Source organism: Paenibacillus sp. BK033 (assembly GCF_004345425.1).
GTDB lineage: Bacteria > Bacillota > Bacilli > Paenibacillales > Paenibacillaceae > Pristimantibacillus.
The window spans coordinates 1-24,315 of record NZ_SLVP01000020.1 but is presented as its reverse complement, the minus strand read 5'-3'; the positions used below and the strand labels follow the sequence as shown (position 1 = coordinate 24,315).

The 24,315-nt window shown below is 53.0% G+C and carries 22 protein-coding genes; 17 read left to right on the top strand and 5 right to left on the bottom strand.

Going from position 1 to position 24,315, the window contains the following annotated elements; all coding sequences use genetic code 11:
• Positions 1-90 precede the first annotated feature (90 nt).
• Together EV294_RS29650 and EV294_RS29645 are read left to right on the top strand one after the other, a co-directional pair.
• Complete coding sequence (locus EV294_RS29650) at positions 91-2,499, top strand: glycoside hydrolase family 2 TIM barrel-domain containing protein (protein WP_132313522.1); 2,409 nt, start codon at positions 91-93, stop codon at positions 2,497-2,499.
• A gap of 55 nt (positions 2,500-2,554) precedes the next feature.
• Positions 2,555-3,634, top strand: coding sequence for a glycoside hydrolase family 172 protein (locus EV294_RS29645; RefSeq protein ID WP_132313520.1), 1,080 nt, complete (start codon positions 2,555-2,557; stop codon positions 3,632-3,634).
• A gap of 71 nt (positions 3,635-3,705) precedes the next feature.
• Here EV294_RS29645 and EV294_RS29640 read toward each other — a convergent pair whose 3' ends face one another.
• The gene (locus EV294_RS29640; RefSeq protein WP_132313518.1) at positions 3,706-5,001 is read right to left on the bottom strand and encodes a UDP-glucose dehydrogenase family protein; all 1,296 of its coding nucleotides are present in this window, start codon (positions 4,999-5,001) and stop codon (positions 3,706-3,708) included.
• A complete protein-coding gene (locus tag EV294_RS29635) occupies positions 4,998-5,981 on the bottom strand; it encodes a sugar phosphate nucleotidyltransferase (protein ID WP_243711837.1) in 984 nt (327 codons plus the stop codon). The genes EV294_RS29640 and EV294_RS29635 overlap by 4 nt, the downstream gene beginning before the upstream one ends.
• 201 nt (positions 5,982-6,182) lie before the next feature.
• Between EV294_RS29635 and EV294_RS29630 the strand changes: the two genes are divergently transcribed.
• Both EV294_RS29630 and EV294_RS29625 read left to right on the top strand, forming a co-directional pair.
• Positions 6,183-7,211, top strand: coding sequence for a glycosyltransferase family 4 protein (locus EV294_RS29630; protein ID WP_132313514.1), 1,029 nt, complete (start codon positions 6,183-6,185; stop codon positions 7,209-7,211).
• Position 7,212: 1 nt separating this feature from the next.
• Positions 7,213-7,902, top strand: a complete 690-nt coding sequence (locus EV294_RS29625; RefSeq protein ID WP_165930849.1) for a glycosyltransferase family 2 protein — start codon at positions 7,213-7,215, stop codon at positions 7,900-7,902.
• Between the two features lie 106 nt (positions 7,903-8,008).
• Here the strand turns inward: EV294_RS29625 and EV294_RS29620 are convergent, their stop codons facing one another.
• Positions 8,009-8,887, bottom strand: a complete 879-nt coding sequence (locus EV294_RS29620) for an AraC family transcriptional regulator (protein WP_132313510.1) — start codon at positions 8,885-8,887, stop codon at positions 8,009-8,011.
• A 175-nt stretch (positions 8,888-9,062) separates the two neighbouring features.
• Here EV294_RS29620 and EV294_RS29615 point away from each other — a divergent pair, with 175 nt between their 5' ends.
• From EV294_RS29615 to htpG, 4 genes are all read left to right on the top strand, one after another.
• Positions 9,063-10,439 carry an MATE family efflux transporter gene (locus EV294_RS29615; RefSeq protein ID WP_132313508.1) on the top strand — a complete coding sequence of 459 codons (1,377 nt, stop codon included), beginning with the start codon at positions 9,063-9,065 and terminating at the stop codon, positions 10,437-10,439.
• 125 nt (positions 10,440-10,564) lie between these two features.
• Positions 10,565-10,834, top strand: a complete 270-nt coding sequence (locus tag EV294_RS29610; RefSeq protein ID WP_132313506.1) for a hypothetical protein — start codon at positions 10,565-10,567, stop codon at positions 10,832-10,834.
• Positions 10,835-10,845: 11 nt separating this feature from the next.
• Positions 10,846-12,327, top strand: coding sequence for a serine hydrolase domain-containing protein (locus EV294_RS29605; protein ID WP_132313504.1), 1,482 nt, complete (start codon positions 10,846-10,848; stop codon positions 12,325-12,327).
• A 101-nt stretch (positions 12,328-12,428) separates the two neighbouring features.
• Positions 12,429-14,309 carry a molecular chaperone HtpG gene (htpG, locus tag EV294_RS29600; protein ID WP_132313502.1) on the top strand — a complete coding sequence of 627 codons (1,881 nt, stop codon included), beginning with the start codon at positions 12,429-12,431 and terminating at the stop codon, positions 14,307-14,309.
• A 62-nt stretch (positions 14,310-14,371) separates the two neighbouring features.
• Here the strand turns inward: htpG and EV294_RS29595 are convergent, their stop codons facing one another.
• Complete coding sequence (locus EV294_RS29595) at positions 14,372-14,575, bottom strand: hypothetical protein (protein ID WP_132313500.1); 204 nt, start codon at positions 14,573-14,575, stop codon at positions 14,372-14,374.
• A 156-nt stretch (positions 14,576-14,731) separates the two neighbouring features.
• Between EV294_RS29595 and speD the strand changes: the two genes are divergently transcribed.
• From speD to EV294_RS29575, 4 genes are all read left to right on the top strand, one after another.
• Positions 14,732-15,541: an adenosylmethionine decarboxylase gene (gene speD, locus EV294_RS29590; RefSeq protein WP_015846969.1), complete on the top strand. Its 810-nt coding sequence runs from the start codon at positions 14,732-14,734 to the stop codon at positions 15,539-15,541.
• Positions 15,542-15,745: 204 nt separating this feature from the next.
• Entirely contained in the window at positions 15,746-16,234 is a 489-nt protein-coding gene (locus EV294_RS29585) for a CYTH domain-containing protein (RefSeq protein ID WP_132313498.1), read from the top strand.
• 12 nt (positions 16,235-16,246) lie between these two features.
• Positions 16,247-16,840, top strand: coding sequence for a P-loop nucleotide/nucleoside kinase family protein (locus EV294_RS29580; protein WP_132313496.1), 594 nt, complete (start codon positions 16,247-16,249; stop codon positions 16,838-16,840).
• Positions 16,824-17,369: a hypothetical protein gene (locus tag EV294_RS29575; protein WP_132313494.1), complete on the top strand. Its 546-nt coding sequence runs from the start codon at positions 16,824-16,826 to the stop codon at positions 17,367-17,369. Before EV294_RS29580 ends, EV294_RS29575 begins: the two co-directional genes overlap by 17 nt.
• A 96-nt stretch (positions 17,370-17,465) precedes the next feature.
• Here the strand turns inward: EV294_RS29575 and EV294_RS29570 are convergent, their stop codons facing one another.
• Positions 17,466-18,491 carry a LacI family DNA-binding transcriptional regulator gene (locus EV294_RS29570; RefSeq protein ID WP_132313492.1) on the bottom strand — a complete coding sequence of 342 codons (1,026 nt, stop codon included), beginning with the start codon at positions 18,489-18,491 and terminating at the stop codon, positions 17,466-17,468.
• Positions 18,492-18,851: 360 nt separating this feature from the next.
• Between EV294_RS29570 and EV294_RS29565 the strand changes: the two genes are divergently transcribed.
• Genes EV294_RS29565 through EV294_RS29545 form a run of 5 tightly spaced genes read left to right on the top strand, consistent with a single transcriptional unit; the run spans position 18,852 to position 23,991 of the window.
• Positions 18,852-20,186 carry an ABC transporter substrate-binding protein gene (locus EV294_RS29565; protein ID WP_132313490.1) on the top strand — a complete coding sequence of 445 codons (1,335 nt, stop codon included), beginning with the start codon at positions 18,852-18,854 and terminating at the stop codon, positions 20,184-20,186.
• A gap of 15 nt (positions 20,187-20,201) precedes the next feature.
• The gene (locus EV294_RS29560) at positions 20,202-21,077 is read left to right on the top strand and encodes a carbohydrate ABC transporter permease (protein WP_132313488.1); all 876 of its coding nucleotides are present in this window, start codon (positions 20,202-20,204) and stop codon (positions 21,075-21,077) included.
• Positions 21,064-21,903 (top strand): carbohydrate ABC transporter permease, encoded by an 840-nt coding sequence (locus EV294_RS29555; RefSeq protein ID WP_132313486.1) that lies wholly within the window; start codon positions 21,064-21,066, stop codon positions 21,901-21,903. Before EV294_RS29560 ends, EV294_RS29555 begins: the two co-directional genes overlap by 14 nt.
• Before the next feature lie 22 nt (positions 21,904-21,925).
• On the top strand, positions 21,926-22,873 hold the full coding sequence (locus EV294_RS29550; protein WP_132313484.1) for an MTP-1 family protein: 948 nt from the start codon (positions 21,926-21,928) through the stop codon (positions 22,871-22,873).
• Positions 22,874-22,929: 56 nt separating this feature from the next.
• Positions 22,930-23,991 (top strand): BtaManbiosPhlase, encoded by a 1,062-nt coding sequence (locus EV294_RS29545; RefSeq protein ID WP_132313482.1) that lies wholly within the window; start codon positions 22,930-22,932, stop codon positions 23,989-23,991.
• Positions 23,992-24,315: the final 324 nt, after the last annotated feature.

Below are 24,315 nucleotides of genomic sequence, written 5' to 3'. Positions count from 1 at the left end.
TTTACAGCAATTTGATTCATTCTATATTCCCTATTATAGCTCTATAATCTAGGTGAATCGCAATTAAGGGCATGCGAAAGGGGAAAGACGATGAACAAGGGGCGTATCATTAACCATATCAATTTGAATTGGAAATTCCATAGAGGCGACGAGCCTCGTGCCTGGTATAAAGGCTTAGACGATTCCAATTGGCGTCAGGTTACTCTTCCTCATGACTGGTCGGTCGAAGAGCCGTTCTCGGAGGAGCATTCCAGCGGAACAGGCTATCTGCCAGGCGGTATCGGCTGGTACAGAAAAGCTATTCATCTCCCGCAGTCCCTGCAAGGCAAGCGTGTCTATATTACTTTTGAAGGCGTTTACAACAACTCGCAGGTATGGTGCAACAGCTATTATATCGGAAAACGGCCATACGGCTATAGCTCTTTTACTTATGATATAACGGATTTTGTCTCATTTGGAGACCGGGAAACGATGATTTCGGTAAAGGTTGACCATAAGGATATTGCCGATTCCAGATGGTTTACGGGATCGGGCATTTACAGGGACGTATACGTGACGGTTACCGATCAGGTCCATATCGATACGTACGGCGTGTTTGTGACCACGCCCGTCGTATCGGAAAAGCAGGCTGAGGTAGCGGTTAACGTGAAAGTGGCGAACGGTTATGCCAAGGATGAGCTGGTGGAAATAAAGAACACGCTTCTGGATCAGGCGGGGCAAGTCGTTCAGACGGTGCGCGGCAGCATGACCGTTCCGGGCGATTCCGCGAAAGAAACGGAGCAGACGCTGATTGTCGCAAATCCAAAGCTGTGGTCGCCGGACAGCCATTATCTTTACACGGTCAGAACGGAGATCCTGCGCGACGGCGAGCGGATCGATCATGTCGAAACGCCTGCCGGCATCCGCCGGTTCGAATTCGATGCGGCGAACGGCTTTTTCCTTAATGGCGCGAATATGAAAATGAAAGGCGTATGCGTGCATCACGATGCAGGCGCTTTAGGCGCCGCCGTTCCGGCAAAAGTCTGGGTCCGGAGGCTTGAAGCGCTGAAGGAATTGGGCTGCAACGCGATCCGGATGAGCCATAATCCGCCGGCTTCCAATCTGCTGGATTTATGCGATCAAATGGGTTTCCTTGTTATCGACGAGGCGTTTGACGAATGGGAGGGCGTGAAGAACAAATGGTCGACGGGCCATAACGTGTACCCGCCGAAGCATTTTGGCTATTACGAGGATTTCCCGCAATGGGGCGAGATCGACTTGAAGGAAATGGTGCTGCGCGACCGCAACCATCCGTCGATTATCATGTGGAGCATAGGCAATGAAGTGGATTATCCGAACGACCCGTATTGCCATCCTTATTTCGAGACGATGACCGGCAACAACGATGCCAACAAGCCGGCTGCGGAGCGGCAATACGATCCGAATAAGCCCAATGCGGAGCGTCTTGCGGTTATCGCAAGGCGGCTTGCGAAGGCGGTTAAGGAATGCGATACGACAAGGCCGGTAACGGCTGCGCTTGCTTTCCCGGAGCTGTCCAACCTGACCGGTTACGCGGAAGCGCTCGACATTGTCGGTTACAACTACAAGGAGGATCTGTACGAGGAGGATCTCCGGAAATTCCCGGACCGGGTTACCTACGGCAGCGAGAACGGCTCGAGCCTGCAGGCCTGGCTTGCGGTTCGGGATAACGATGCGATCAGCGGGCAGTTCATCTGGACCGGCATCGATTATTTGGGCGAAGCCAAGGGCTGGCCCGTGCGCGTAGCCGGAGCCGGGTTTATGGACACGGCGGGCTTCAAGAAAACAAGCTATTATTACCGCCAAAGCTTGTGGAGCGACAAGCCCGTTGTTTTCCTTGCCGCAATCAAAGCGGAGGAATCGGAGAAGGGCTCGAGAAGATGGACCGGCGGCGTGCCGCATTGGAACTGGGACGCCGGTGATCAGCTCAAAGTGAGCTGCCATACGAACTGCGACGAGGTGGAGCTGTTCCTGAACGGCCGGTCGCTTGGCGCGAAGAAGCTGGCGGATGCGCCGGAGCTGTACTTGACCTGGGAGACCGCCTTCGAGGAAGGAACATTGGAAGCGGTGGCGAAAGGAAAAGATGGCGAAACCCATACTTGCGTGCTTCAAACGGTAGCCGAGGCGGCTCAGCTGCAGCTGCAAGCGGATACCGCCGAGCTTCAGGCCGACGGGCTGGATATTGCCCATATCGAGATCCGGATTACGGATGGCGAGGGTCGTCCCGTCTACCTGGCCGATCATCCGATCGCGGTAACGGTTGAAGGGCCTGGCGAAATTATCGGGCTGGAGAATGGCGATATTCAAGATCTCGAGCCCTACAGCTCGCGGGTACGCAAAGCCCATCGCGGCAAGCTTCTCGCTTATGTACGAGCAACAACCGAAGCCGGGGACCTGGTTGTCACGGCGGCGGCGGAGGGACTTCAAGCCTCCAAGATAACGATCAAGGCAATCGACGTCACGGAAGCCGTAAATGCGTAAGCGGGCAAAGATCAAGATCACCTGAAATTCATATCCTGGGAGGCTGCTCAATCACATGAACGCTTTTAACGGATTAGGTATGGGACTTGGCAATTTGGCGAGAGTTTCGAATGCGGTATCGAGATCGATTTCTCCGGAAAATTTTACGGGCGAGAAGGGCAAGGGCGCCATGGCGTCCGAAGGGACGGGCGCTCATGCGGCCCGCGACCTTGGCGTTGGCTGGAAGGTATCTCCTTCGGTCAGCATCGCGGGCCATCAGGAGTTTACGATGGGGGTTATCGATGGGCCGGGCGTCATCCAAAACATTTGGCTGACCTGCTCGCATCAGGTTGTAAGATCGCTTATTTTCAAAATTTATTGGGATGAGGAAGAAGATCCTTCCGTATACGTGCCGGTCGGCGATTTCTTCTGCAACGGCTGGGGCGAACGCGCGCTTGTGAATTCGCTGCCGATTTCGGTTAATCCGGCGGGCGGTTTCAACAGCTATTGGGAAATGCCTTTCCGAAAGAAAGCGCGTATTGTGATGCAGAACCTGTCGCATGAATCCACGATTCTGTATTATCAGATCAACTATACGCTGACGGACGTTCCTGATGATATGGCTTATTTTCATGCCCAATGGCGCCGCAGCAATCCGGTTTCCTACAAGGATGTCCATACGATTGTTGACGGCATTAAAGGTAAAGGGCATTATGTCGGCACTTATCTCGCCTGGCAGGTGAACAGCAATAACTGGTGGGGAGAGGGCGAGGTCAAGTTCTACATGGACGGCGACAAGGATTATCCGACGATCTGCAGCACGGGAACGGAGGATTATTTCGGCGGTGCCTGGAACTGGGATATGAACGGGCAGTACGTGACGTATTCCACGCCGTTCCTCGGGATGCATCAAGCGATTAAGGCGGACGGCTTGTACAAGGCGAATCAGCGCTTTGGCATGTACCGGTTCCACGTCATGGACCCGATCCGTTTCGAGGAGGATCTGAAGGTGACGATCCAGGCGCTTGGCTGGCGCTCGCATGGACGTTATCTGCCGCTGCAGGACGATATCGCTTCCGTCGCTTACTGGTATCAGCTGGAGCCGCATGCGGACCATCCGCCGATGCCGGGCATTGACGAGCTCGAAATTATTTAGGCTGTAAAATATGAGGCTGGCCCCGAGTCATTGGACTCCTGGGCCAGCCTTTTCTATATGTGGTAAACGATTCAATAACCGCTGCCGATGCCTTGATAATAATACCCTATCGCGCGCATCCGCTTGGCATCCATCATATTGCGCCCGTCAAAGAAGTTGGGCCGCTTAAGGAGTTTCTTCGCTTTCTTCCAATCCAGCTGTCCGAACTCGGGCCACTCCGTGCATAATATAATCGCTTCCGCTCCTCTTAAGGCTTCTTCTGCCGAGGAATAGACCTTCACAGCCTTGTAGGATGGCTGCCCCGGTAAAGCCGCAATAGGATCGTATAGCCGAACGTTTGCCTGTTCGCGCAACAATTGATCGATGATCCGTATCGCCGGCGCTTCCCGGATATCGTCGGTATCCGGCTTGAACGCAAGCCCCAATATCGTAACGGTTTTGCCCGCAAAGCCATCCAGCCGTCTCCTTGCTTTCTCAAGCAAATAAGCGTATTGCGTGCGGTTGACCTCTATGACCCCCTCCAAAATACCGAGATTTACATGATGCTTTCTCGAAGTCGTAACGAGTTCCGATACGTCTTTGGGAAAGCAGGAGCCGCCATACCCCAGGCCGGCTTGCAGAAAGCTTGACCCGATCCGGGGATCCAGGCCCATTCCTTCGGCAATGACCTTTACGTTGACCTCCAGCTCGTCGCAGAGTCTCGCCAGCTCGTTCATATAGGAGATTTTGGTGGCAAGGAACGAATTGGAGGCATACTTGATCAATTCCGCGGTTCTCGGCGTAGTCACAATCCAGGGGCATGCAAAAGACCAATACAGCTTCTGCAGCTGCTCTGCCGCCCTCTGGCTATCGGTACCAATAACGATGCGGTCAGGCTTCAAAGCATCTTCGACAGCCTTGCCTTCCCTAAGAAATTCGGGATTGGAAGCGACGTCGAAGGGATAGGACGTTTGCTGCGCCGCCGCTATCCACTTTTTGATTTGCTCTTGGGTTCCGACGGGCACGGTGCTTTTGGTGACGACAAGTTTATAACCATTCATGGAATGCCCGATATCCTCGGCGGCTTGCCTAATGTAGCGCAGGTCTGCGCTTCCATCCGGCAGCGAAGGGGTTCCGACGCAAAGGAAAATAACGTCATGCTCTTTAATAACGGTTTCTTTATCGGTCGTAAACCGCAAGCGGCCGCTTCGCACATGCCTTGCAATGAGGTCTTCAAGGCCGGGCTCGTGAAAATGCAGGCGTCCTTTCTTTAGCCGTTCGATTTTGCCCGCATCGATATCAAGTCCCGTTACCTGCCAGCCGATCTCGGCAAACACCATGGCGGTCGTGGCTCCCACATAACCCGTACCGATAATCAGAATTTTCAAGGCTTATTCACCTCTTTATCGATGAGTACACCAGCGACAACGGAATGTTCGCCGATAATCACATTGTTAATAGGGAAGGAGAGATCTTTCATATGAACGCCATTCAAAATGATGCTGTTCTCGATTTGAATGTTTTCTAGTCTGGAGCCTGCTCCAACCGAAACATAAGGGCCGATCCTGCAATCCTTCAGGACGCAATCTTTATCGATCGATACCGGCTCTACGATCGTGCAGCGCTCCATCCGGACAGAGTCGTGAACCTTTATCTTGCGTGTCCCAGCGTCCAGCAGCTTCCGATTGGCCAGCAGCCAGCGTTCCTTCGTACCGACGTCGATGTTCAGTTGGTCGGTGACATGATAAGCAACGGCATGCCGCTGCTCGATTAACCACTGAATCGCATCCGTTATTTCGTACTCGCCCCGCTTGGAGGGGGTTATTTCGTTTACGGCGCCAAAGATTTCCTTCGTAAAAGCGTAGCCTCCTATTACCGCCAAATTAGACTTCGGATGCTTCGGTTTTTCTTCCAGGCCAACGATACGCGAATCTTGAATCTCCGCGATGCCGTAATCCTGCGGGTCCTCGACTTCCGCGAGCAGCAGGGATGCTTGTACCCCGCCATGCTCGACATCGTTCTTCAGAGCGGATAACGGAGCGGAAATCAAATTATCTCCCAGAAGGAGCAGAAACGGCTCGCCCGCCAAGTAGTCCTCCGCTTGTTTTAGCGCATTCGCGATTCCCTTGGGCGTATGCTGATAGATGTACGTAATCGCGACGCCAAACGCTTCTCCCTCGCCGAATTGCCCGCGAATGTCGGTCTCCTGGGACGGATGGATGACTATGCCGATACGATCTATTCCAAGCTCCGTTAATTTCATGATTGATAATTGCAACAGGGGCGTATTTGTGACAGGGATAAGCGTCTTCGGCCGATTATTGGTAAACGGGTATAAACGGCTTCCTTTCCCTGCACAGAGAATCAATCCCTTCAACAGCTTCTCACCTCTTTCTATCAACTTCTATTATTCTATTAAAATGATTTGCACTTGGTATGGGCGTATACTGCACGCGGCATTAAAGTGGGTTGCCGTTATTGGTGAAAGCGCCGTGCCCTGCACAGATGTCCATTCATATCCTACAAGGAATGCCTATGGGAAGATTTGACCTAAGGAGTTGAGAGGCGTTTGAGAATTGTTCAAATATCGACGAATACGATTCCCGTACCTCCGAAGGATTACGGGGGCACGCAGCGCGACGTGCATTATTTAACGGAAGAGTTGGTCAACCGGGGGCATGAAGTGATTCTGTTTGCCAAGAAAGGTTCAACCTCGAATGCCACCCAAACGTTCGAATACGAGTCGGATGATCCGAAAAAACAGCTGGACTTCATTATAAAAAATCTACCGCCTGACGTGGATATCATTCACGATCACTACGGGATCGTCGCGAAGGCGAACCCGCCTATTCCGACAATCTGCAACTCCCATTCCAAAGGAATCAAGGGAGACGTACAGCTTCGGGTATACGTCAGTAAATTCATTCTCCGCAAATACGGGAAACGCAAGGGCTATGCCGTCCATAACGGCATCCGCATGGAGGATTACACCTACACGAAAGACAAACAAAATTACCTGCTCTTCATGGGACGATTGATTAAGGAAAAAGGCGTCCACCTCGCCATAAAGGTTGCCAAAAAAACGGGCATGCGGCTTATCATTGCCGGCACGATGAACGACAAAGCCTATTTCAACGCGAAAATCAAACCGCATCTGGGCAAGAAAATCAGCTATATCGGCCCCGTCGGAGGAGACCGCAAACGCGAGCTGCTCGCCAACGCAAGCTGCGTCCTGTTCACGTCGACCTGGGATGAACCCTTCGGACTGGTCCTCATCGAATCGCTGGCCAGCGGAACGCCCGTGCTAGGTTTCAAGAAAGGCGGCGTTGCGGAGGTGCTTAAAGGAATGCCTCAGCTCCTATGCAAAACGACATCCGAGATGGCAAGGAAGGTTAAATACCGCAAGAAGCTGCTGCCGAGGTCCAGCGAATGCAGACGTTATGCCAGATCCCGTTACTCCGATCGGATCATGACGGACGGATTCTTAAATTTGTACCAGAAGATCATCGATAAAAAATTGTACAAAATCAAAAAAAATACATTGTGGAACCGACGCGAAGCCAAGCTGCTGGCTGCGCCGAAGGGAGATGACATGTAAGATGATCACCGTAATCGCGTGTACGATGAGATCCGAATTCATGGATAATGTCTTCGATAATTACGATCGGCAGGTTTGGAAGGACAAACAGATGATTATCGTCCTCAATAACGACAAGATGGATATCGAGCTCTATCAGGAGCGGGCAAACCAATATCCGGAGAACGAAGTGAGGGTGATCCAGCTTCCCCAAGAATACAAGCTTGGCAAATGCCTGAACCACGCCATTAACATGGCCCAAGACGGCATTATCGCCAAGTTTGACGATGACGATTACTACGGACCGAAGTTTTTGCGCGAGACGGCGCGGGCAATCAAAAGCGGCAAAGCGTCCATCGTGGGCAAACATACCTCCTACATTTACTTTGAAGCAACTCGTTCGCTGATGGTTTTCCGCAAGGGGGGCGAAAGGAAATACACGCGCAGCATCAAGGGAGGCACGCTGGTCTTCCGGAAATCGGTCTGGAAGCGCGTCCCGTTTCCCGAGTTCAAGAAGGTCGGCACGGATTCCGGCTGGGTGGGGCGGTGCATCCGCAGAGGCTTCCGCGTGTATTCCGTATCCAAGCGGCACTATGTGTGCATTAGAAGAAGGAATACGAAAAGCCATACGCAAAAGAAAAGCACGCGCCTGTACATGTCGCACTGCAGGCTTGTTCGCAAGACGAAGCATTACAGACGTTACGTAAACTAGGGGATTGGCCGCGAAAGCCGAAGCCGTAGGATTATCGGCTATGCAGGAGAGCATTTACAATGACCATGCAAAAAAGCAGACGGGGCCCGTCTGCTTTTATTTGTGCTCAGACACTTCTTTGCCCCTTTCGAAGATCACGCGGCGAAACGCCCCGCAGCTGGCGGAACAGCTTCGAGAAGCTGTTAATGCTGCTGCAGCCGATCTCGGCGGCGATGTCGGTGACGCTCATCGATGTGTTTTTCAGCAAATATTCCGCTCTATTAATGCGGTTAATATTCATGTATTGCACAAACGTCTGCCCCGTAACCTTCTTGAACATCCGGCAGAAATGATACGGACTCATATGGACAAACGAGGCTGCTTGCTCGACGGTAACTCGCTCGGCGACGTCGGATTCCAGGCGGGTGAGCAGCTCCTTGAAGCGGTCGGTTCTCGCGCGGAACGCGTTCATCTCGGAGTCGCTGCGCTGCATGACGGAAAATTCGCGGCTAAGCCAGGTGAAGAGCAGCTGGCAGTAGGATCGGACCGCAAGCTCGTAGCCGCGGGGCTTCCGTTCGAATTCTCCGGCTAACTGCAGCGTTGTATGCTTCAGCAGCGGATACATCGGGTCTGTCTGCCCGATCCGGTTCGCAATCATGGACATGCCATTCGTATACGGAGCGACCAGATCGACAATATGCGGTTCCTTCAGTCCTAGTATGGACGGGTTAAACACAAGCGCGTATATCGTAAACGGCTCGTTCGGCTGGAGAGAGGCCGCGGAATGGAGCTCGCCGCTGTTGACGAACAGCATGTCGCCCGGCTTGACCTTGAACGGCTGGCCGCCGATGGTATAGAGAACCTCGCCGCTTTCGACGTAGATGAGCTCGAAATGCTCATGCCAGTGGAGGGGCAGGGAGCAGCCGATTTCAAAGGTTGGATGAAATACGTTAATCGGCAGGGCCGGATCGGTCATAAGAGTATTCTCGTATAAATCGCTTCGCATAGGTACTGCCTCCGGCCATCAGATTAGCAAGATCGGGATAATAAACAACAAGAAGCATTAAGACATTAAACCGCGAACGTACTATATTGGTTAATGTTATCACAGAGAGAAGCTCCGGTGCTTATCGATTATTGGAGCAAAAATGGGTTAAACAGGCCGGGAGGTACGGGCAGCTATGGCTCACATCGAAAAAGACAGATCCATCTCTTTATACGCGCTTGCATGGCCTATCGCTATCGAGTTGATTTTACAATTTTTAATGGGAACCGTTGATTCCCTGATGGTCAGCCGCTTGGGGGACAATGCGGTGTCGGCGGTCGGCGTATCCAATCAGGTGATGCGTTCCCTGCTTACGATCTTTGTGCTTATCAACGGCGGGGCTGGAATCGTTATTGCGCGCAGATGGGGAGCGGGCGATCCTCATACGGCGAGGCGGGCCGCGGCAATGGCGATAAAAGTCGGGCTGATTGGCGGGGTACTGGTGAGTCTGCTGTTTGCTTTTGGCTCGGGTACGATCGTGAGCCTGATGGGGACGCCTGCCGAAGTCGTTCCGCAGGCGACGACTTACATGGCCTTTATCGGCGGCTGCTCTCTCTTGACGGAGCTTAATATGATGCTGACCGTGATGATCCGGAACACCGGCAATACGCGCGGGCCGATGATGATTGCCATCGGAATGAACGTCATTCACGTGCTGCTGAACTATATGTTTATCTTTGGCGAGCTGGGCTTCCCGCAGATGGGGATTGAGGGGATCGGCATCTCCACGATTATCAGCCGATTGCTTGCGTGCGCGGTTGGCGTATGGCTCCTGCTCCGTTCGTTCCCAAGCCCGTTTGAGCGGAGCGACTGGCGCGGGTTTGACCGTCCGCTGCTCAAGGAGATGGTTGGCATTGGCCTGCCGAATCTGGGCAATGCGGCATCCTGGGGGTATTCGCAGATTGTCACGCTGGCAATCGTCTCATCGATGGGGGCGGCGCAGCTGGCGGCCTACTCCTACTTCAACATCATCCAGCAGCTGCCTTGGCTGATTGGCAACTCCATCGGCATGGCCGTCCAGATTCAGTGCGGCCAGCTGTACGGCGGGAAAAGGTATGACGAGGTTTACCGGGCTCCGTACCGGGCTGCCATGATTGGCATGTTGCCAACCTTTGCGCTGGCCGTGCTGCTGTACGCTTTCGGGCATACGACAATCGGCTGGTTTACGTCGGATCAAGAAATAACCGGCATCCTGCTGCCGTTGTTCTTCTGGTGCATGATTTGGCAGCCGATGCGGACTTGGACGTATTCCTTTATCCAGTCCCTGACGGCAATTGGCGAAGCCAAGTTTGTCGCCATGAGCAGCATGCTTGGCATGTGGATCTTCGCGACAGGCGGCGCGTATGTGTTTGGCGTACTGCTCGATATGGGCATTATGGGGGCACTCTTGGGCCTGCTGCTTGATGAACTGTTCCGCGCCATCCTCGTCGGCACCCGTTGGATCCGCCGCCGCAAGCTGCCGAGGCGGCAGGAACCGTCTGCATCTGCGGTGCAGACGGTTGGCATGAACTAGAATAATGAAGCCACTTCTTCGGGAGTGGTTTTTTTGCGAGAACATTATTTTTAATTTCCATATAAAGGGGTCGGAGGATTTTGGTTGAATCTATAGTCAGATGAGGATGAGAGGAGAGAGCTTGTTTGAATTCAAAATCATTATTTTACATAGGTTCCTTGTTCCTGTTGGTTAGCGGTCTGATGTATTCGCTAGAGCGGTACTCCAACTATGAAATGGCTGGTCGTATTCAAAGCGGATACGCCATAAATTCAGGTTCAATCTTCACAGAGGATGTAGAAGTTAAACTGAGCGATAATGAGTTGGTATTACCTTTTATCGTAATTGGCGCTGCTTTTATTCTGCTAAGTCTCCTGCTTACATTACTGTCAGCTAGAAAAACGGAGAAGGATTAGGAGGCTCTTACTTGTCTTTGTTCTCTGATTTCCCGGAAAATCACGGCTTGTCTACGCAAGCGTTAATCGAACTATTCGCCCAAACCGAGCAGCGAGACCTGCAAGTTAACAGCTTTATGCTGCTGCAGGACGGAAAAGTAACGGCTGAGTATTGGCGGGAGCCTTACCGGAAGGACACGCCGCAGCTGCTGTATTCCTTAAGCAAAAGCTTCACGTCGATTGCCGTTGGTATCGCCTGGGACAAAGGTCTGCTTGAGCTCGATGAACCAGTCATCTCGTTTTTTCCGGACAAGCTGCCAGCCACGGTATCGCCGAATCTGGCACGCATGACCATTCGCCATCTGCTCTCCATGACCGCCGGCCATGATTTTAATCTTTATTCCGCCGTTGCGGCGGAGCAGGATTGGGTGGCTGCGTTCCTTGCGCAGGAAGTGGCGCTGGAGCCGGGAACTCATTATCTGTACAGCACGCATTCCACTTACATGCTCTCAGCGATCATCGAACGGGTTACAGGGCAGTCGCTTGTCGACTTCCTGATGCCAGCCTTATTCGAGCCTCTCGGTATACCAAGGCCGGTCTGGGAGACTTGTCCTCTTGGCATCACGGCGGGAGGCATGGGACTAAGCCTGACGACGGAGAGTGTAGCGAAGTTTGGCCAAATGCTTTTGAATAGCGGAGTGTACGGGAAGAACAGAATCGTCTCGGAGCGTTATCTGGAGCTTGCGACAACCGAGCAAAGCGATAACCGCATAGCCAATGCGGGGAAAATCGACTCCATGCAGGGCTACGGCTATCAGTTCCACCTGTGCCGCCGAGGCTGTTACCGGGGGGACGGCTCTTTTGGCCAAATGTGCTTTGTGGCTCCTAAGGAGAAGCTCGTTATCGCGATGACGGCAAGCTTCAGCAATATGCGCGAGCTGCAGCTCATGCTGGACCTTATTTATGAGCATATTTTTGATCGTTTGGAAAACAAAGAGCTGCCGGTGTCAGCGCCCGCATCGGACATGCTTCAGCAGCAGCTCAGCCGCCTGTCCCGGCTTCATATTCCGGTCGCCATGCCGATTCCGGGCGACGCCATCCTTCTATTAAACCGGAGATATGAATTGGCGGATAACCCGTGCGGGCTTCAGGAGCTCGCTTTCGTCGAGGGAAACGACGGGCAACAGATGGAGCTCCAGCTAATCTTCAAAGACAGCAAGCGGAACACGCGGCTGCCGTATTCTTTTGCCGGACCGGTCTATTCGAAATCCGTCTTTACAAAAGACCTCGCCGACCACGAGCAGACGGTTGTCGCCTATGCCGCATGGGAGACTGGCCGCCGGTTAAAGCTCACGCTCTATTATATTGAAACGCCTTATATCGTTACGTACACGCTGGGCTTCCCGGACGACAGCTCAATAGAGCTGCAGTTCCGCATCCATGTATCGCTCGATATTCCAGATTTCACAGCCGAAGGCACGCGAAGTCCATTCTCATTGCCGATATCCGGTTGACACCCAAAATCTCCATATTATATAGTAAAAGCAAGGCTTAGCACTCCAACATGGAGAGTGCTAACACAATCACACGATATTGGAAGGAGAACATCACACGAATGGAAAAGCAACAGTTCAAAGCGGAATCGAAACGGCTGCTGGAGATGATGATCAACTCCATTTATACGCAGCGCGAAATTTTCTTGAGAGAGCTTATCTCGAATGCCAGCGACGCGATTGATAAAATCTACTACAAAGCACTGACGGACGACCAACTGGTATTCAACAAAGAGAGCTATTATATAAAAGTAACGGTGGATAAGGATAACCGCAAGCTGATTCTCTCGGATACGGGGATCGGCATGATGCAAGAGGAGCTGGAAAACAACCTTGGCGTTATTGCGAAGAGCGGCTCGCTCGCGTTCAAGAAAGAGAACGAAGCGAAGGACGGCCACAACATTATCGGCCAATTCGGCGTAGGCTTCTACTCGGCGTTTATGGTGGCGGACAAGGTTGAGGTCATTAGCCGTGCGCTGGGCGCGGATGAGGCATTCAAATGGGAATCGGAAGGCGCTGACGGCTACACGATTACTCCTGCGGACAAAGCGGATGTGGGCACCGATATCATCATGACGATCAAGCCGAACACCGAGGACGACAATTACGACGAGTTCCTCGAAGAATACCGCTTGAGATCGATCATTAAGAAGTACTCGGACTTTATCCGCTACCCGATCAAGATGGATGTGAAGGGCCAGCGTCCAAAGGCGGACAGCGAAGGCGAGTTCGAGGAATACCAAGAGGAACAAACGATCAACAGCATGGTTCCGATCTGGCGCAAAAACAAAAACGAGCTGACGCAGGAAGACTACGACAACTTCTACTTCGAGAAGCGCTACGGCTTCGACAAGCCGCTGAAGCATTTGCATATCAGCGCGGACGGCGCGGTGGTCTACAATGCGATCCTCTTTATCCCGGAGAATACGCCATTCGACTACTACACGAAGGAATTCGAAAAAGGCCTGGAGCTTTATTCGAACGGCGTCCTCATTATGGACAAATGCGCGGACCTGCTGCCGGACTATTTCAGCTTCGTGAAAGGGATGGTCGACTCCGAGGATCTGTCGCTGAACATTTCCCGGGAGCTGCTGCAGCATGACCGTCAATTGCAGCTGATCGCGAAGAACATCAAGAACAAAATCAAGAGCACGCTGCAAAGCCTGCTTAAGGAAGAACGCGAGAAGTACGAAGGCTTCTACAAGGCGTTTGGCCGCCAGCTGAAGTTTGGCGTGTACAACGACTACGGCGCGAACAAGGATACTTTGCAGGATCTGCTTTTGTTCTACTCTTCGAAGGAGAAGAAGCAGGTTACGCTTGAAGAATACGTGTCCCGCATGCCGGAAGACCAGAAGTACATCTACTACGCGTCGGGCGAGTCGATCGAACGTCTCGAGAAGCTGCCGCAAGCCGAGATCGTAACGGATAAAGGCTATGAGCTGCTCTACTTCACCGACGATATCGACGAGTTCGCGATCAAGATGATCGGCACGCACAAAGACAAGTCGTTCAAAAACGTGTCCAGCGGCGATCTTGGCATCGAAGCGGACGAAGCGGAAAAGCAAACCGAAGAAGAAGCTAAGGACAACAAGGATCTGTTCGCGGCAATGAAAGAAATTCTTGGCGACAGCGTAACGGGCGTCAAGGCTTCCAAGCGTCTCAAATCCCATCCGGTCTGCCTGTCTTCCGAAGGCGAAGTGACGATCGAGATGGAGAAGGTGCTGAAGGCGATGCCGAACGGCCAGGACGTGAAAGCCAGCAAGGTGCTGGAAATCAACGTGAACCATGACGTGTTCAAGGCGCTGAAGGATGCTTACGCCACCGACAAAACAAAGCTGAGCCTCTATACCAGCCTGCTGTTCAATCAGGCGCTTCTGATCGAAGGCTTGACGGTGCAGGATCCGGTTCAGTTTACGAACGATATTTGCAAAATCATGCTGTAAAAATAAAAGGTCTCCGCTTTGCCTTCTTTCGGGCATCGCGGAGACCTTTTTTCGTGAACGGTTTAGTTCTCGGGTTCGTCGTCTTCGGCGTACGAGCCGACGCGGTATTCGTCGGTCTTCTCGCCGTCCTCCCAAATCTCGACGAACAGCGCATCGCTGTTCTCGAAATCCTCCGGGTTCAGCGACTGTACCTTTTCATGGTCATCGCCGACGTATACGTTTTCCATCCCGTCCTCCGAGAACGAGACAACGACGTAAATTTTCATGATTGCAGGCCCTCCAATGCAATTCTTTATTGAAGCAGTATACCATAAACGGCTTATCTCGCACCTGCCTTCATCATGAGATTATTGCCATAATTTGAATCAGCCCCGGAAAAATGGGTAATAGTAGTGGAAGAGTTAGGAACGGGGGGATTAAAGGTGAAGTTTACGCCCGAGCAGAGGATTACGCTGCATGGTTTTAACAATTTGACGAAGTCGCTCAGCTTCAATATGTACGATATCTGTTATACGAAGACGAAGGAAGAGCGCGAGGCTTATATCGAGTACATTGACGAGCAGTACAATTCCGACCGGCTTACGAAAATATTGAAGCAGGTTGCCGACATCATCGGCGCGCATGTGCTGAACATTGCCAAGCAGGATTACGTACCGCAAGGCGCCAGCGTCACGATTCTGGTCTCGGAAGGGCCAATCGTGGAGGTGCCGACCGAATCGACGTTTGACGAGTCGCCGGGTCCGCTTCCGGACAATGTCGTGCTGCAGCTCGACAAAAGCCATATTACCGTTCATACGTATCCGGAATATCATCCAAGCGAAGGGATTAGTACCTTCCGCGCCGATATCGACGTAGCTACCTGCGGGGAGATTTCGCCGCTTAAGGCGCTTAATTATTTGATTCATTCGTTTGATACGGACATTATGACGATCGATTACCGGGTTCGGGGTTTTACAAGGGACATTAACGGCAACAAGCTGTTTATCGACCATGACATCAACTCGATCCAGAATTACATTCCGGACGAAGTGATTGACCAATACGACATGATTGACGTGAACGTCTATCAGGAAAATATCTTTCACACCAAATGCAAGCTTCGCGAGTTTGATCTCAACAACTACCTGTTCGGGTATACGAAGGATAAGCTGAGCATGGACGAGCAGAAGGAAATTACGGAGCGTCTGACAGACGAGATGTACGAGATCTTTTACGGGAAAAATATTAAATGAGGTTATGGACCGGGGGATGAGCCATCTCCCGGTTTTTGGCGCGTCCCGGCAGCCGATTAAACTCTAAGGATTTATATAAGCTTTTTCTTCTATCAGGGCTTAGAATTCACCGGAATGAAACGCGCTCCGCCACCATTAAATGCGAAGTCCGTTTCACCTTGTGGTATGATTAAGCAAATTCATGTTTATGGGGGAGAACGATTCATGGCATTAGAGATCGAACGCAAATTTTTGCTGGCCGTACCGTATGAGCAGCTGGAGGGCCGGATTCAGGTACGCTCCGAGCAGCGGATCGAGCAGACCTATTTGGCGCTGGAAGCCGACCAGGAGCTGCGCGTCCGCCGGATAACGGATGTGGACAACGGAGAGATTACATACACGCATACGTTCAAGAAGGGATTTGGCATTAAGCGCGAGGAAGTTGAATACGAGATCAACGAGGGGCTATACGAGCAGGTCGTAAAGGCGTTTGGCGCCGTTGCCCTGACGAAAAACCGGATTACGGCGGAATGGAACGGCATCGGAATCGAGATCGATATTTACGACCAGATTCAGCTTACCGTCCTTGAGGTGGAGTTCGATTCCGAGGAAGCCGCTCATTCGTTCGAGGCGCCGGAATGGTTCGGAGAGGACATCAGCAGCTCGAAGGAATACAGCAACAAGACCGTCTGGAAGCAGCTGCAGCGGAAGTAGGAGGCGATAGACATGAGGAAGCTTGTGTTTTTCGTCGGCGGCGCGGGAGCGGGGAAAACAACGCTGGCCAAGGCGCTTGCCCGTAAACGCGGCGCGGCGGTATTCGATATGGATACGATGCTGCGGCCTGCAGCCGTGCAAATTATGACTGTAGCCGGGCTGGACCCGAATGACCGCGATTCGGAAGACTATAAGAAGCTGTGCCGGGATCTCGGCTACCGGATTACGATGGATGCCGCGCTCGAAAATATCGGCGTTGGCACGGATGCCTTCGTCATCGGCCCGTTTACGAAGGAAATCGGCGATCCGTCCTGGATCGCGGAGGAGCTGGCTTCGGCCGGCGCTTCCCTGGACGACGTCGAGGTGAAGGCGGTTGTGGTCTATTTGCGGGATGAAGATATGCATTACAGCCGGATCGAGGAGCGTGGGCTTGCGACGGATCGATACAAGCTGGTGCACTGGGATTCCTTCGCCCGTTCGCTTGGGCGCAGAACGATTGCGTGGGAGCTTCCGGAATCGTCGGTGCTGTATTACGACAATTCGCGTCCCTTTGACGAAGCGGCTTTGGAGCGGCTGGAGGAGTTCGTGTATGGCGATGTTATTTGACCCAACCATCTTCGATAATTTGAAGGTCGCCTTGGAAAATCAGCTGTACGATCTGGACAATCTGGACGAACGGATTCGGGTCGTAAACCGCGTGGACCGGTTGGATATGGCCGTGATGGGGCGCGAGTTCGCCCTGCAATTCGTATTAGCCGGCACCGACCGGGAGAAGCGAATTGTCGGCGAAATCCGGCTGGATACCTCGCTCCGCGACCTGGCGACGGAGCTGCTGGAGCTGCAGGAAGGCGATCCGCCCGGCTGCAGTCTCCGCCTGCGGTTTCATCTGGCCATGCCGGACGCGGAAACGCAGTGTCCGCGAATCGAAGCGGCCGTTAGGGAGCAATGGGGAACGGAAGTATCGCTTACCCAGACGCTTAGCTTCGTGTACGGAAGCGGGAGTGGGGGCAACCCCTTGTACGAGAACGCGGTGGAGCTGCGCTTCAACCGCCGCATTGACGAGGAGCAAATGAATGATTTGCCCGAGCTGATTGAGTATATGCTGCTTACGCTTGAGGCGCTGGAACGGCTCTAGAATATGGCAAAGCGAATACATACGCATACCGGATGACAGAGTGGCCGAGCATGATTCATGCTGGCCGCTTTTTTTGTGCCTGTCGCAAGTCGGAGCTTAATTCCGCTGCTTAGCCGGACCGGTGGAACCTCTCACGAGCAGCTTGGTGGAGAGCAAGGTCTCCGTCTTGGGCTGCTCCGAATCGTTAAGTCTGCTGAGCAATCTTTCAACGGCGCAACGCGCGTAAAGATGAAGATCTACATCGACCGTTGTGATTGGCGGCGTGGCCAGCCTGGACAGGTAGCCGTTGTCGAAGCTGACCACGGATACATCCTCCGGCACGCGCAATCCCATCTGCTGCAAAGCCGAATTGACCATAAAGCCGAACCCGTCGTTAACGCAGAACCAGGCGGTCGGAAGATCGGTTATTCCCTCCAGGAGCTTTCGAATTTCTCCGCTTTCCTCCTTCGCCGTGGTTACGAGCCACTGTTCCTCAAGCTCGATTCCAAGCTCGAAAGCGGCCAGTCTCATCCCCTCGAGCCGTTCGTAATAGCTTGGCGAGACGCGGATATTTCCCATGTACCCGATTTTTCTGTGCCCCAGATTAGCCAGATGGCGGATTGCCTCGTATGCGCTAAACCGGTTGTTGGTCAGAATAGAGTCGGCAGCGAGATCCGGATGGTGATGGTCAATCAACACGGAAGGAATGCCGGTATCAAGAATGGCGCGAATATAAGGCGTCGTTATATGAGACAAAATAAGAATGCCGTCAACAGCGCGCTGCTGTAAAAAAGGCGGCAGCGTGAGGGAGGCTGCATCCTCCGGGCTGATGGATTGGATAATAAGCTCGATGCCCTTTTGTTTCAATTCCTTATCGACGCTCAGATAAATATCGCCGAAGAAGCTTTTCATGGAAAATGCATAATTCGAAGCGATTAGGGCGATCGTACGCGGAGCAGCATGCAGAGCTGCCGGCTGGTCGACCCGCTTGCTGTATACATAACCCATGTCGTCCGCCGTCTGCATAATCAAGCGGCGCGTCTCATCGCTTACGCCCGGTTTGCCGGTGAGCGCTTGAGATATGGAATTCTTGGACAAGCTTAGCTTGTCTGCGATATCCTGCATCGTTACTTTTCTGTTCACGAGGTCAACCTCCGTCGGGACTTTGATTTCGGCGCTGCGCGTAGGCGCGGAACGCTAAAATTGTGCTCGTTTTCTATAATTGTTCCCGTTCCTCGAAAGGGTGTCAAGCCGCACTTGCGGTATTTGAAAAGCGGGCGGGGAACGGTTTGTTCAATATCTATTGTAACGTTACAAATCAATTTAGTAAAGTAATTAGTAAGGTTGTTGTGAAGGGGAATATCAAGATAATCACTTGACAAGGTCATTATGACAGCGCATAATAAGGGTCGTAAACGCTTCCAGCTACTTTATGTCATGTGATGCAGCATGACGGGATTAATTTGTAATTATAAAATCATGTTTTTGGGAGGTCATTGTTCCATGAAGAAAAAAGCACCGGTTCTTCTTACCACTATCGTGGCGCTTGGAATGCTGAGTGCCTGCTCGACAGGCCAAGGCGGCCAGAATCAGACGGGAAACAGCTCGTCGAGCGAAGGCAAGGTTACGACTATCGAATTTTGGGCGGCTCCAAACCCGACCCAGCAAGCTTATTGGCAGGAGCTCGCCAAGGCTTACGAGGCAACTAACGATAAGGTGAAGATCAATGTCAGCGCCATTAAGGAATCGCCGACGTCCGAGGCCAGCATTCAATCCGCCATCGCGGCGAAGAGCGCGCCAACGATCTCCGAAAACATTAACCGCGGCTTCGCTGCTCAGCTGTCTAACAGTAAGGCGCTAGTACCGCTCGATACGCTGGAAGGCTACAACGATATTATTCAAGGACGCAACATGACCAAAACGATCGAGCCATGGAAGTTCGCGGACGGCCATCAATACGTGCTGCCGATCTACTCCAACCCGATGCTGTTCGGATGGCGCCTGGATGTTCTGAAGGAGCTTGGCTATAACGAGCCGCCTAAGACATACAGCGAAGTGCTTGAGGTGACCAAGAAGCTGAAGGCGAAATACGGGGATAAGAAGTTCCTGTGGGCGAAGCCGGATCTTGCCGATCCTACGGCCTGGAAGCGCTGGTTCGATTTCTACATGCTGTATGACGCGGCTTCGAACGGCAACAAGTTCATTGAAGGCAATCAATTCACCGGGGACGAGAAAGCCGGAACCGAAGTGCTTACCTTTGTAGACAACCTGCGCAAGGAGAACGGTCTTCTTTCCCGTCAGGTGACGGATCCGTTCGAGAACGGAACGGGCATCTTCACCGACGTTGGGCCGTGGACCTTCACAACCTGGGCAGAAAAATATCCGAACCTGAAGTTTAACGAATCGTACGCGCTTAGCATGCCTCCTGTACCGGACGACGTTGATCCTGCGCAAAGCAAAACGTTCGCCGATACGAAAGGACTTGTTATCTACGCTTCCGCAACGAAAGAACAGCAGCAGGCTGCGCTTGATTTCATCAAGTGGGTGTACAGCGACGCGAAGAACGACGCCAAGTGGTTCAAGCAGACCAATCTGCCGCCGGCGCGCGACGACCTGTCGACGAACGAATCGTTCAAGGCGATCCTAGGCGAGAAGCCTCAGCTGAAGCCATATGCGGATAACGTGCCAAATGCCGTGCCGCCGATGGATAATGCCAAATACAACGACCTGCAGACGATTATTGGCGAGCAGGCATTCAATAAAGTCGTCAAGGGCGAAATCGCCCCAACGGAGGGCTGGGCGGCCATGAAGTCCGCTTTGGAAAAAGCCCTGAAGTAAGGGAGGATCCTGCTCATGGACCAACGCAATAACAAGCTGGGCTGGTTATTTACCAGCCCTTATCTCATCTATTCCTTGATCTTCTTTTTCGGGCCTCTGATCTGGTCGTTCTTCCTGTCTATCACGGACTGGGACCTGATCGCCCCGACATTCAATTTCGTAGGCTTCGCCAACTTTATGGACGCTTTGCAGGATTCAAGCGTGCATGCGGCTTTTTGGAATACGTACAAGTTCATGATGATCTTCGTTCCGCTCGTTACCGTATTGGCGATTGGCGTAGCGGTGCTCGTGCACGGATTGAACCGGTTCAAAAGCTTGTTCCTTATCGGGTTCTTCCTGCCTTACCTGAGCTCGGGCGTAGTTAGCGCGCTGATCGTAAAAGGCTTGCTTTCCTATACGAGCCCCGTAAACGTCTCTCTGCGAGGCATCGGGCTGGATATCAACTGGCTGGGGTCGCCGTTTTCGGCGCTCTGCGTGGTAGGGGCGATTCTTGCCTGGAAATTCACGGGCTATTACGCGCTTATCATTACTTCGGGTCTTGAGAGCATCGACAAGGAAGTGTACGAAGCCGCCGCGATTGACGGCGTGAAGGACAGCCAACGGTTCTGGCGCATTACGCTTCCGCTGCTTTATCCGTCGCTGTATACGACGCTTATTCTGGCGTTTGGCGTTACCTTCGGCATTTTCACCGAGGTGTATCAATTGACGGGAGGCGGACCGGGGCACGCGACTAACACGTGGCAGATGGAAATATTCAAGCAGGCGTTCCAGAACATGCAGGTCGGCTACGCATCCGCGGTAGCGCTGCTGGCTTCGGTGGCGACGTTTATTTCCATCTTCATTATCCGCAAAATTTTGGAGATTTGGGGGAAGCGCAATGGTTGGGTCTAAAAAGCACAGCGGTACGAGAAAAGCTGTTCGATACGGAATCGCGGCCGTGCTTCTGCTCATTATGGTGTATCCGTATCTGTATATGGTACTCAGCTCCTTCGCGGATTGGACGCAGATCGACAAGCAGCTCTTTCCGACCAAATTCACGATCAAGTCTTACGAATGGCTCTTTAATGGCGGCGAGACCGGTATTACACGGCCTTGGTTAAACGCCTTTTTTAACAGTATCTTTGTTTCGCTCGCTTCTACGGCGCTTATGATGTTCTTCGGCATCATGGTCGCTTACGCATTGTCGAAGCTGAACTTCTTCGGCCGGAACGCGATCAACAACTTTGTTCTGTTCCATATGTTTTTCCCGGCTATCATTCTGCTCGTGCCGTCGTTTCTGATCATTCAGCGCGTGGGCTTGTACGATACGTATCCGGGGCTTATCATTCCGAAGGCCGTCAGTTTATGGGCGATTTTTATGTACACGAACTTCTTCAAGGCCGTGCCGACCGTCTTTATTGAAGCGGCTAAGCTGGACGGGGCGTCCGATTTGAAAATCATGTTCCGGATCATGCTGCCGATGTCGAAGTCGATTACGACCGTTATCTTCCTGTTCCTGCTCATGGAGCGGTGGACGGAGCTGCTGTGGGATATGATTGCGGTGAAGAGCGACTCCATGCTGACGCTAAACGTATTATTGTCCCAGATGTTTGGGCCATACGGATCTTATCCGGGCCCACTGTACGCGGCTTCAACGATCCTGACGCTGCCGATTATTGTGATGTTCCTCATATTCAGCAAGAAATTCCAAGAGGGCATGCAGTTCAGCCTGAAATAATCTTCCTTGGAGGTAACGAATCATGACCGTTCACGAACGAAAAGCCGGCAGCGCGCTAAGCTGCTCGGAGCTTCTCGAAGCTTACCGCGCCTCCGGTGCACGGGCCGACAACCCGTCGCGTATCGCCTTTGAAGGCGTAGGCGGCAAAGACGTGTACAACATCGCGGCCCCAATCCGGGAGAATGGGGCCGACATCATTCCGGGACGCGTGGAATCGCGGGACAGCGAGCATTCCGACGTCATTTTCTTTACGGAACAAGCCGGCAAATGGCTTCCGGTAGAGGATGCTCCCGTATTGGCTCTGCAGGATCCGTTTCACTGCCGTATTGGCGGGGAGCTGGTGCTTGGAGGCGTCGAGATCTATCCGCATCCGGAACGGGAGGACGCGCTGATGTGGCGCACGGTGTTCTACCGCGGCAGCGGCATACGCGATTTAAAGCCCTTCTTCAAAGGGCCTGACGGAATGAAGGATATCCGTCTTGTCGAGCTTCCTGACGGCAGCGTTGGGGTCTTCACCCGCCCGCAAGGCGAGAAGGGCGGCCGCGGCAAGATCGGCTTCGCCCGGGTTGCTTCGCTGGATGCCTTAACGAAGAAGGTTATCGACGATGCGCCGCTGCTTGAAGGACAATTTGCGGAAGGCGAATGGGGCGGCGCGAACGAAGCCCATTTGCTGAAGGACGGCCGCGTGGGCGTGCTCGGGCATACCGCTTGCTTCGATGAAGCAGGAGACCGTCACTATTATCCGATGGCCTTCGTGTTTGATCCGCGGGATGCTTCGTTTACCGGTATGGCGATCATTGCCGAGCGCAGCCGATTCCTGCCCGGACCGTCCAAAAGGCCGGACCTGCAGGACGTTGTCTTCAGCGGCGGCCTTGTGAGGCGGGAGGACGGTAGCGCCTTGCTGTATGCCGGCATCAGCGATGCCGACGCTCAGACTCTGGTTATCGCCGATCCTTTTGCCGGTTTGTAATATTTACCCGGCCCAATGCGGCCGTTCAAGCAATGAACGAAAGAAGGAATCATCTTATGAACATTTACAGATATGAACAGAACCCGCTGGTTACGCCGGCGGACGTGAAGCCGCACCGCCCCGATTTCGAAGTTATCGGCGCGTTCAACGCCGGTATTGCCGAATATAACGGCGAAGTCATTATGCTGCTCCGCGTCGCGGAACGGCCTATCAGCCCGGATCCGAACGTCGTGCTGGCTCCGGTCTATAACGTGGAACGAAACGATCTGGACCTTTTCCCGATCCGTTTGGACGACGCGCGCTATGATTTTTCCGATCCTCGCGTCATCGTACGGAAGGAGAACGCTCCGTCTTTTGAATACCTGACTTCCTTGTCCTACTTGCGCATTGCGCGGAGCAAAGACGGACGGCATTTTACCATCGACGATCATCCGTTTGTGTATCCGTCCCAGTCGCTTGAGACGTTTGGGATCGAGGATCCCCGCATTACGCAGATCGGGGATACCTACTATATTTACTTCTCGGCGGTTTCGCCGGTCGGCATCGGGGAATCGCTCGTGTCGACGAAGGATTTCGAGAACGTCACTCATCATGGGATGATCTTTGGCCCGGACAACAAAGACGTGCTTATTTTCCCGGAGCGCGTAAACGGCAAGTATTACGCGCTGCACCGTCCAACAACGAAGAGCTGCGGGCGCCCGGAGATGTGGATTGCCGAGTCCGACAACCTGCTCTACTGGGGCAATCACCGCCATTTGATCGGACTGCGCGACGGCATGTGGGACAGCGGACGCCTGGGCGGCGGCGCCGTGCCAATCAAGACGGACAAAGGCTGGCTCGAGCTGTACCATGGCGCGACCAAGGATAACCGTTACTGCATGGGCGCGGTGCTGCTCGACTTGAACGACCCGTCCAAGGTTATCGCCCGTTCCGGCAATCCGATTATGGAGCCGGAGGCCGACTATGAACGGAACGGCTTCTTCGGCGGGGTCGTCTTCTCTTGCGGCGCGCTGGTAGACGGCGATCGCATCCGCATGTATTACGGAGCTGCCGATACGTCCATGGCTTGCGCCGAGCTTAGCTTAAGCGAGATTCTGGATAGTCTGGAAGCCGTATAAGACGGGCAAAAAAGCCATCCCATCTGCCTTTGGGCAAGGGATGGCTTTTCATGTTGCGGGCGTGCGGCGTTGGGATAAGACTCTGGCAGGGTTTTATCGGACGAAATCGGAATAATAGTAGTGATCATAAGACCCCGTGAGGGTCTTATTGGCTTAGGTTGGGCGAGAAACGTGGGTGTTGAGGACGAGGTGGCCTAAGAGTATGTCGGATTTAACCGGATAAGGTCCCTGTGCAACTAGAATAAAAAGTGGACACCCTCTAAGAGCAGGTAGATAATAAACACAAAAAAACCGAGGTGTCGTCCACATGAAAGAGAGCAGGCA

Excerpts from the sequence above, each read along its gene's own strand:
- EV294_RS29550 (WP_132313484.1), top strand. The coding sequence starts at position 21,926 with ATGACCGTTCACGAACGAAAAGCCGGCAGCGCGCTAAGCTGCTCGGAG.
- EV294_RS29620 (WP_132313510.1), bottom strand. The coding sequence starts at position 8,887 with ATGCGAAGCGATTTATACGAGAATACTCTTATGACCGATCCGGCCCTG.
- EV294_RS29595 (WP_132313500.1), bottom strand. The coding sequence starts at position 14,575 with ATGAAAATTTACGTCGTTGTCTCGTTCTCGGAGGACGGGATGGAAAAC.
- EV294_RS29580 (WP_132313496.1), top strand. The coding sequence starts at position 16,247 with ATGAGGAAGCTTGTGTTTTTCGTCGGCGGCGCGGGAGCGGGGAAAACA.
- htpG (WP_132313502.1), top strand. The coding sequence starts at position 12,429 with ATGGAAAAGCAACAGTTCAAAGCGGAATCGAAACGGCTGCTGGAGATG.
- EV294_RS29565 (WP_132313490.1), top strand. The coding sequence starts at position 18,852 with ATGAAGAAAAAAGCACCGGTTCTTCTTACCACTATCGTGGCGCTTGGA.
- EV294_RS29645 (WP_132313520.1), top strand. The coding sequence starts at position 2,555 with ATGAACGCTTTTAACGGATTAGGTATGGGACTTGGCAATTTGGCGAGA.
- EV294_RS29585 (WP_132313498.1), top strand. The coding sequence starts at position 15,746 with ATGGCATTAGAGATCGAACGCAAATTTTTGCTGGCCGTACCGTATGAG.
- EV294_RS29575 (WP_132313494.1), top strand. The coding sequence starts at position 16,824 with ATGGCGATGTTATTTGACCCAACCATCTTCGATAATTTGAAGGTCGCC.
- EV294_RS29555 (WP_132313486.1), top strand. The coding sequence starts at position 21,064 with ATGGTTGGGTCTAAAAAGCACAGCGGTACGAGAAAAGCTGTTCGATAC.
- EV294_RS29650 (WP_132313522.1), top strand. The coding sequence starts at position 91 with ATGAACAAGGGGCGTATCATTAACCATATCAATTTGAATTGGAAATTC.
- EV294_RS29560 (WP_132313488.1), top strand. The coding sequence starts at position 20,202 with ATGGACCAACGCAATAACAAGCTGGGCTGGTTATTTACCAGCCCTTAT.
- EV294_RS29625 (WP_165930849.1), top strand. The coding sequence starts at position 7,213 with ATGATCACCGTAATCGCGTGTACGATGAGATCCGAATTCATGGATAAT.
- EV294_RS29545 (WP_132313482.1), top strand. The coding sequence starts at position 22,930 with ATGAACATTTACAGATATGAACAGAACCCGCTGGTTACGCCGGCGGAC.
- EV294_RS29615 (WP_132313508.1), top strand. The coding sequence starts at position 9,063 with ATGGCTCACATCGAAAAAGACAGATCCATCTCTTTATACGCGCTTGCA.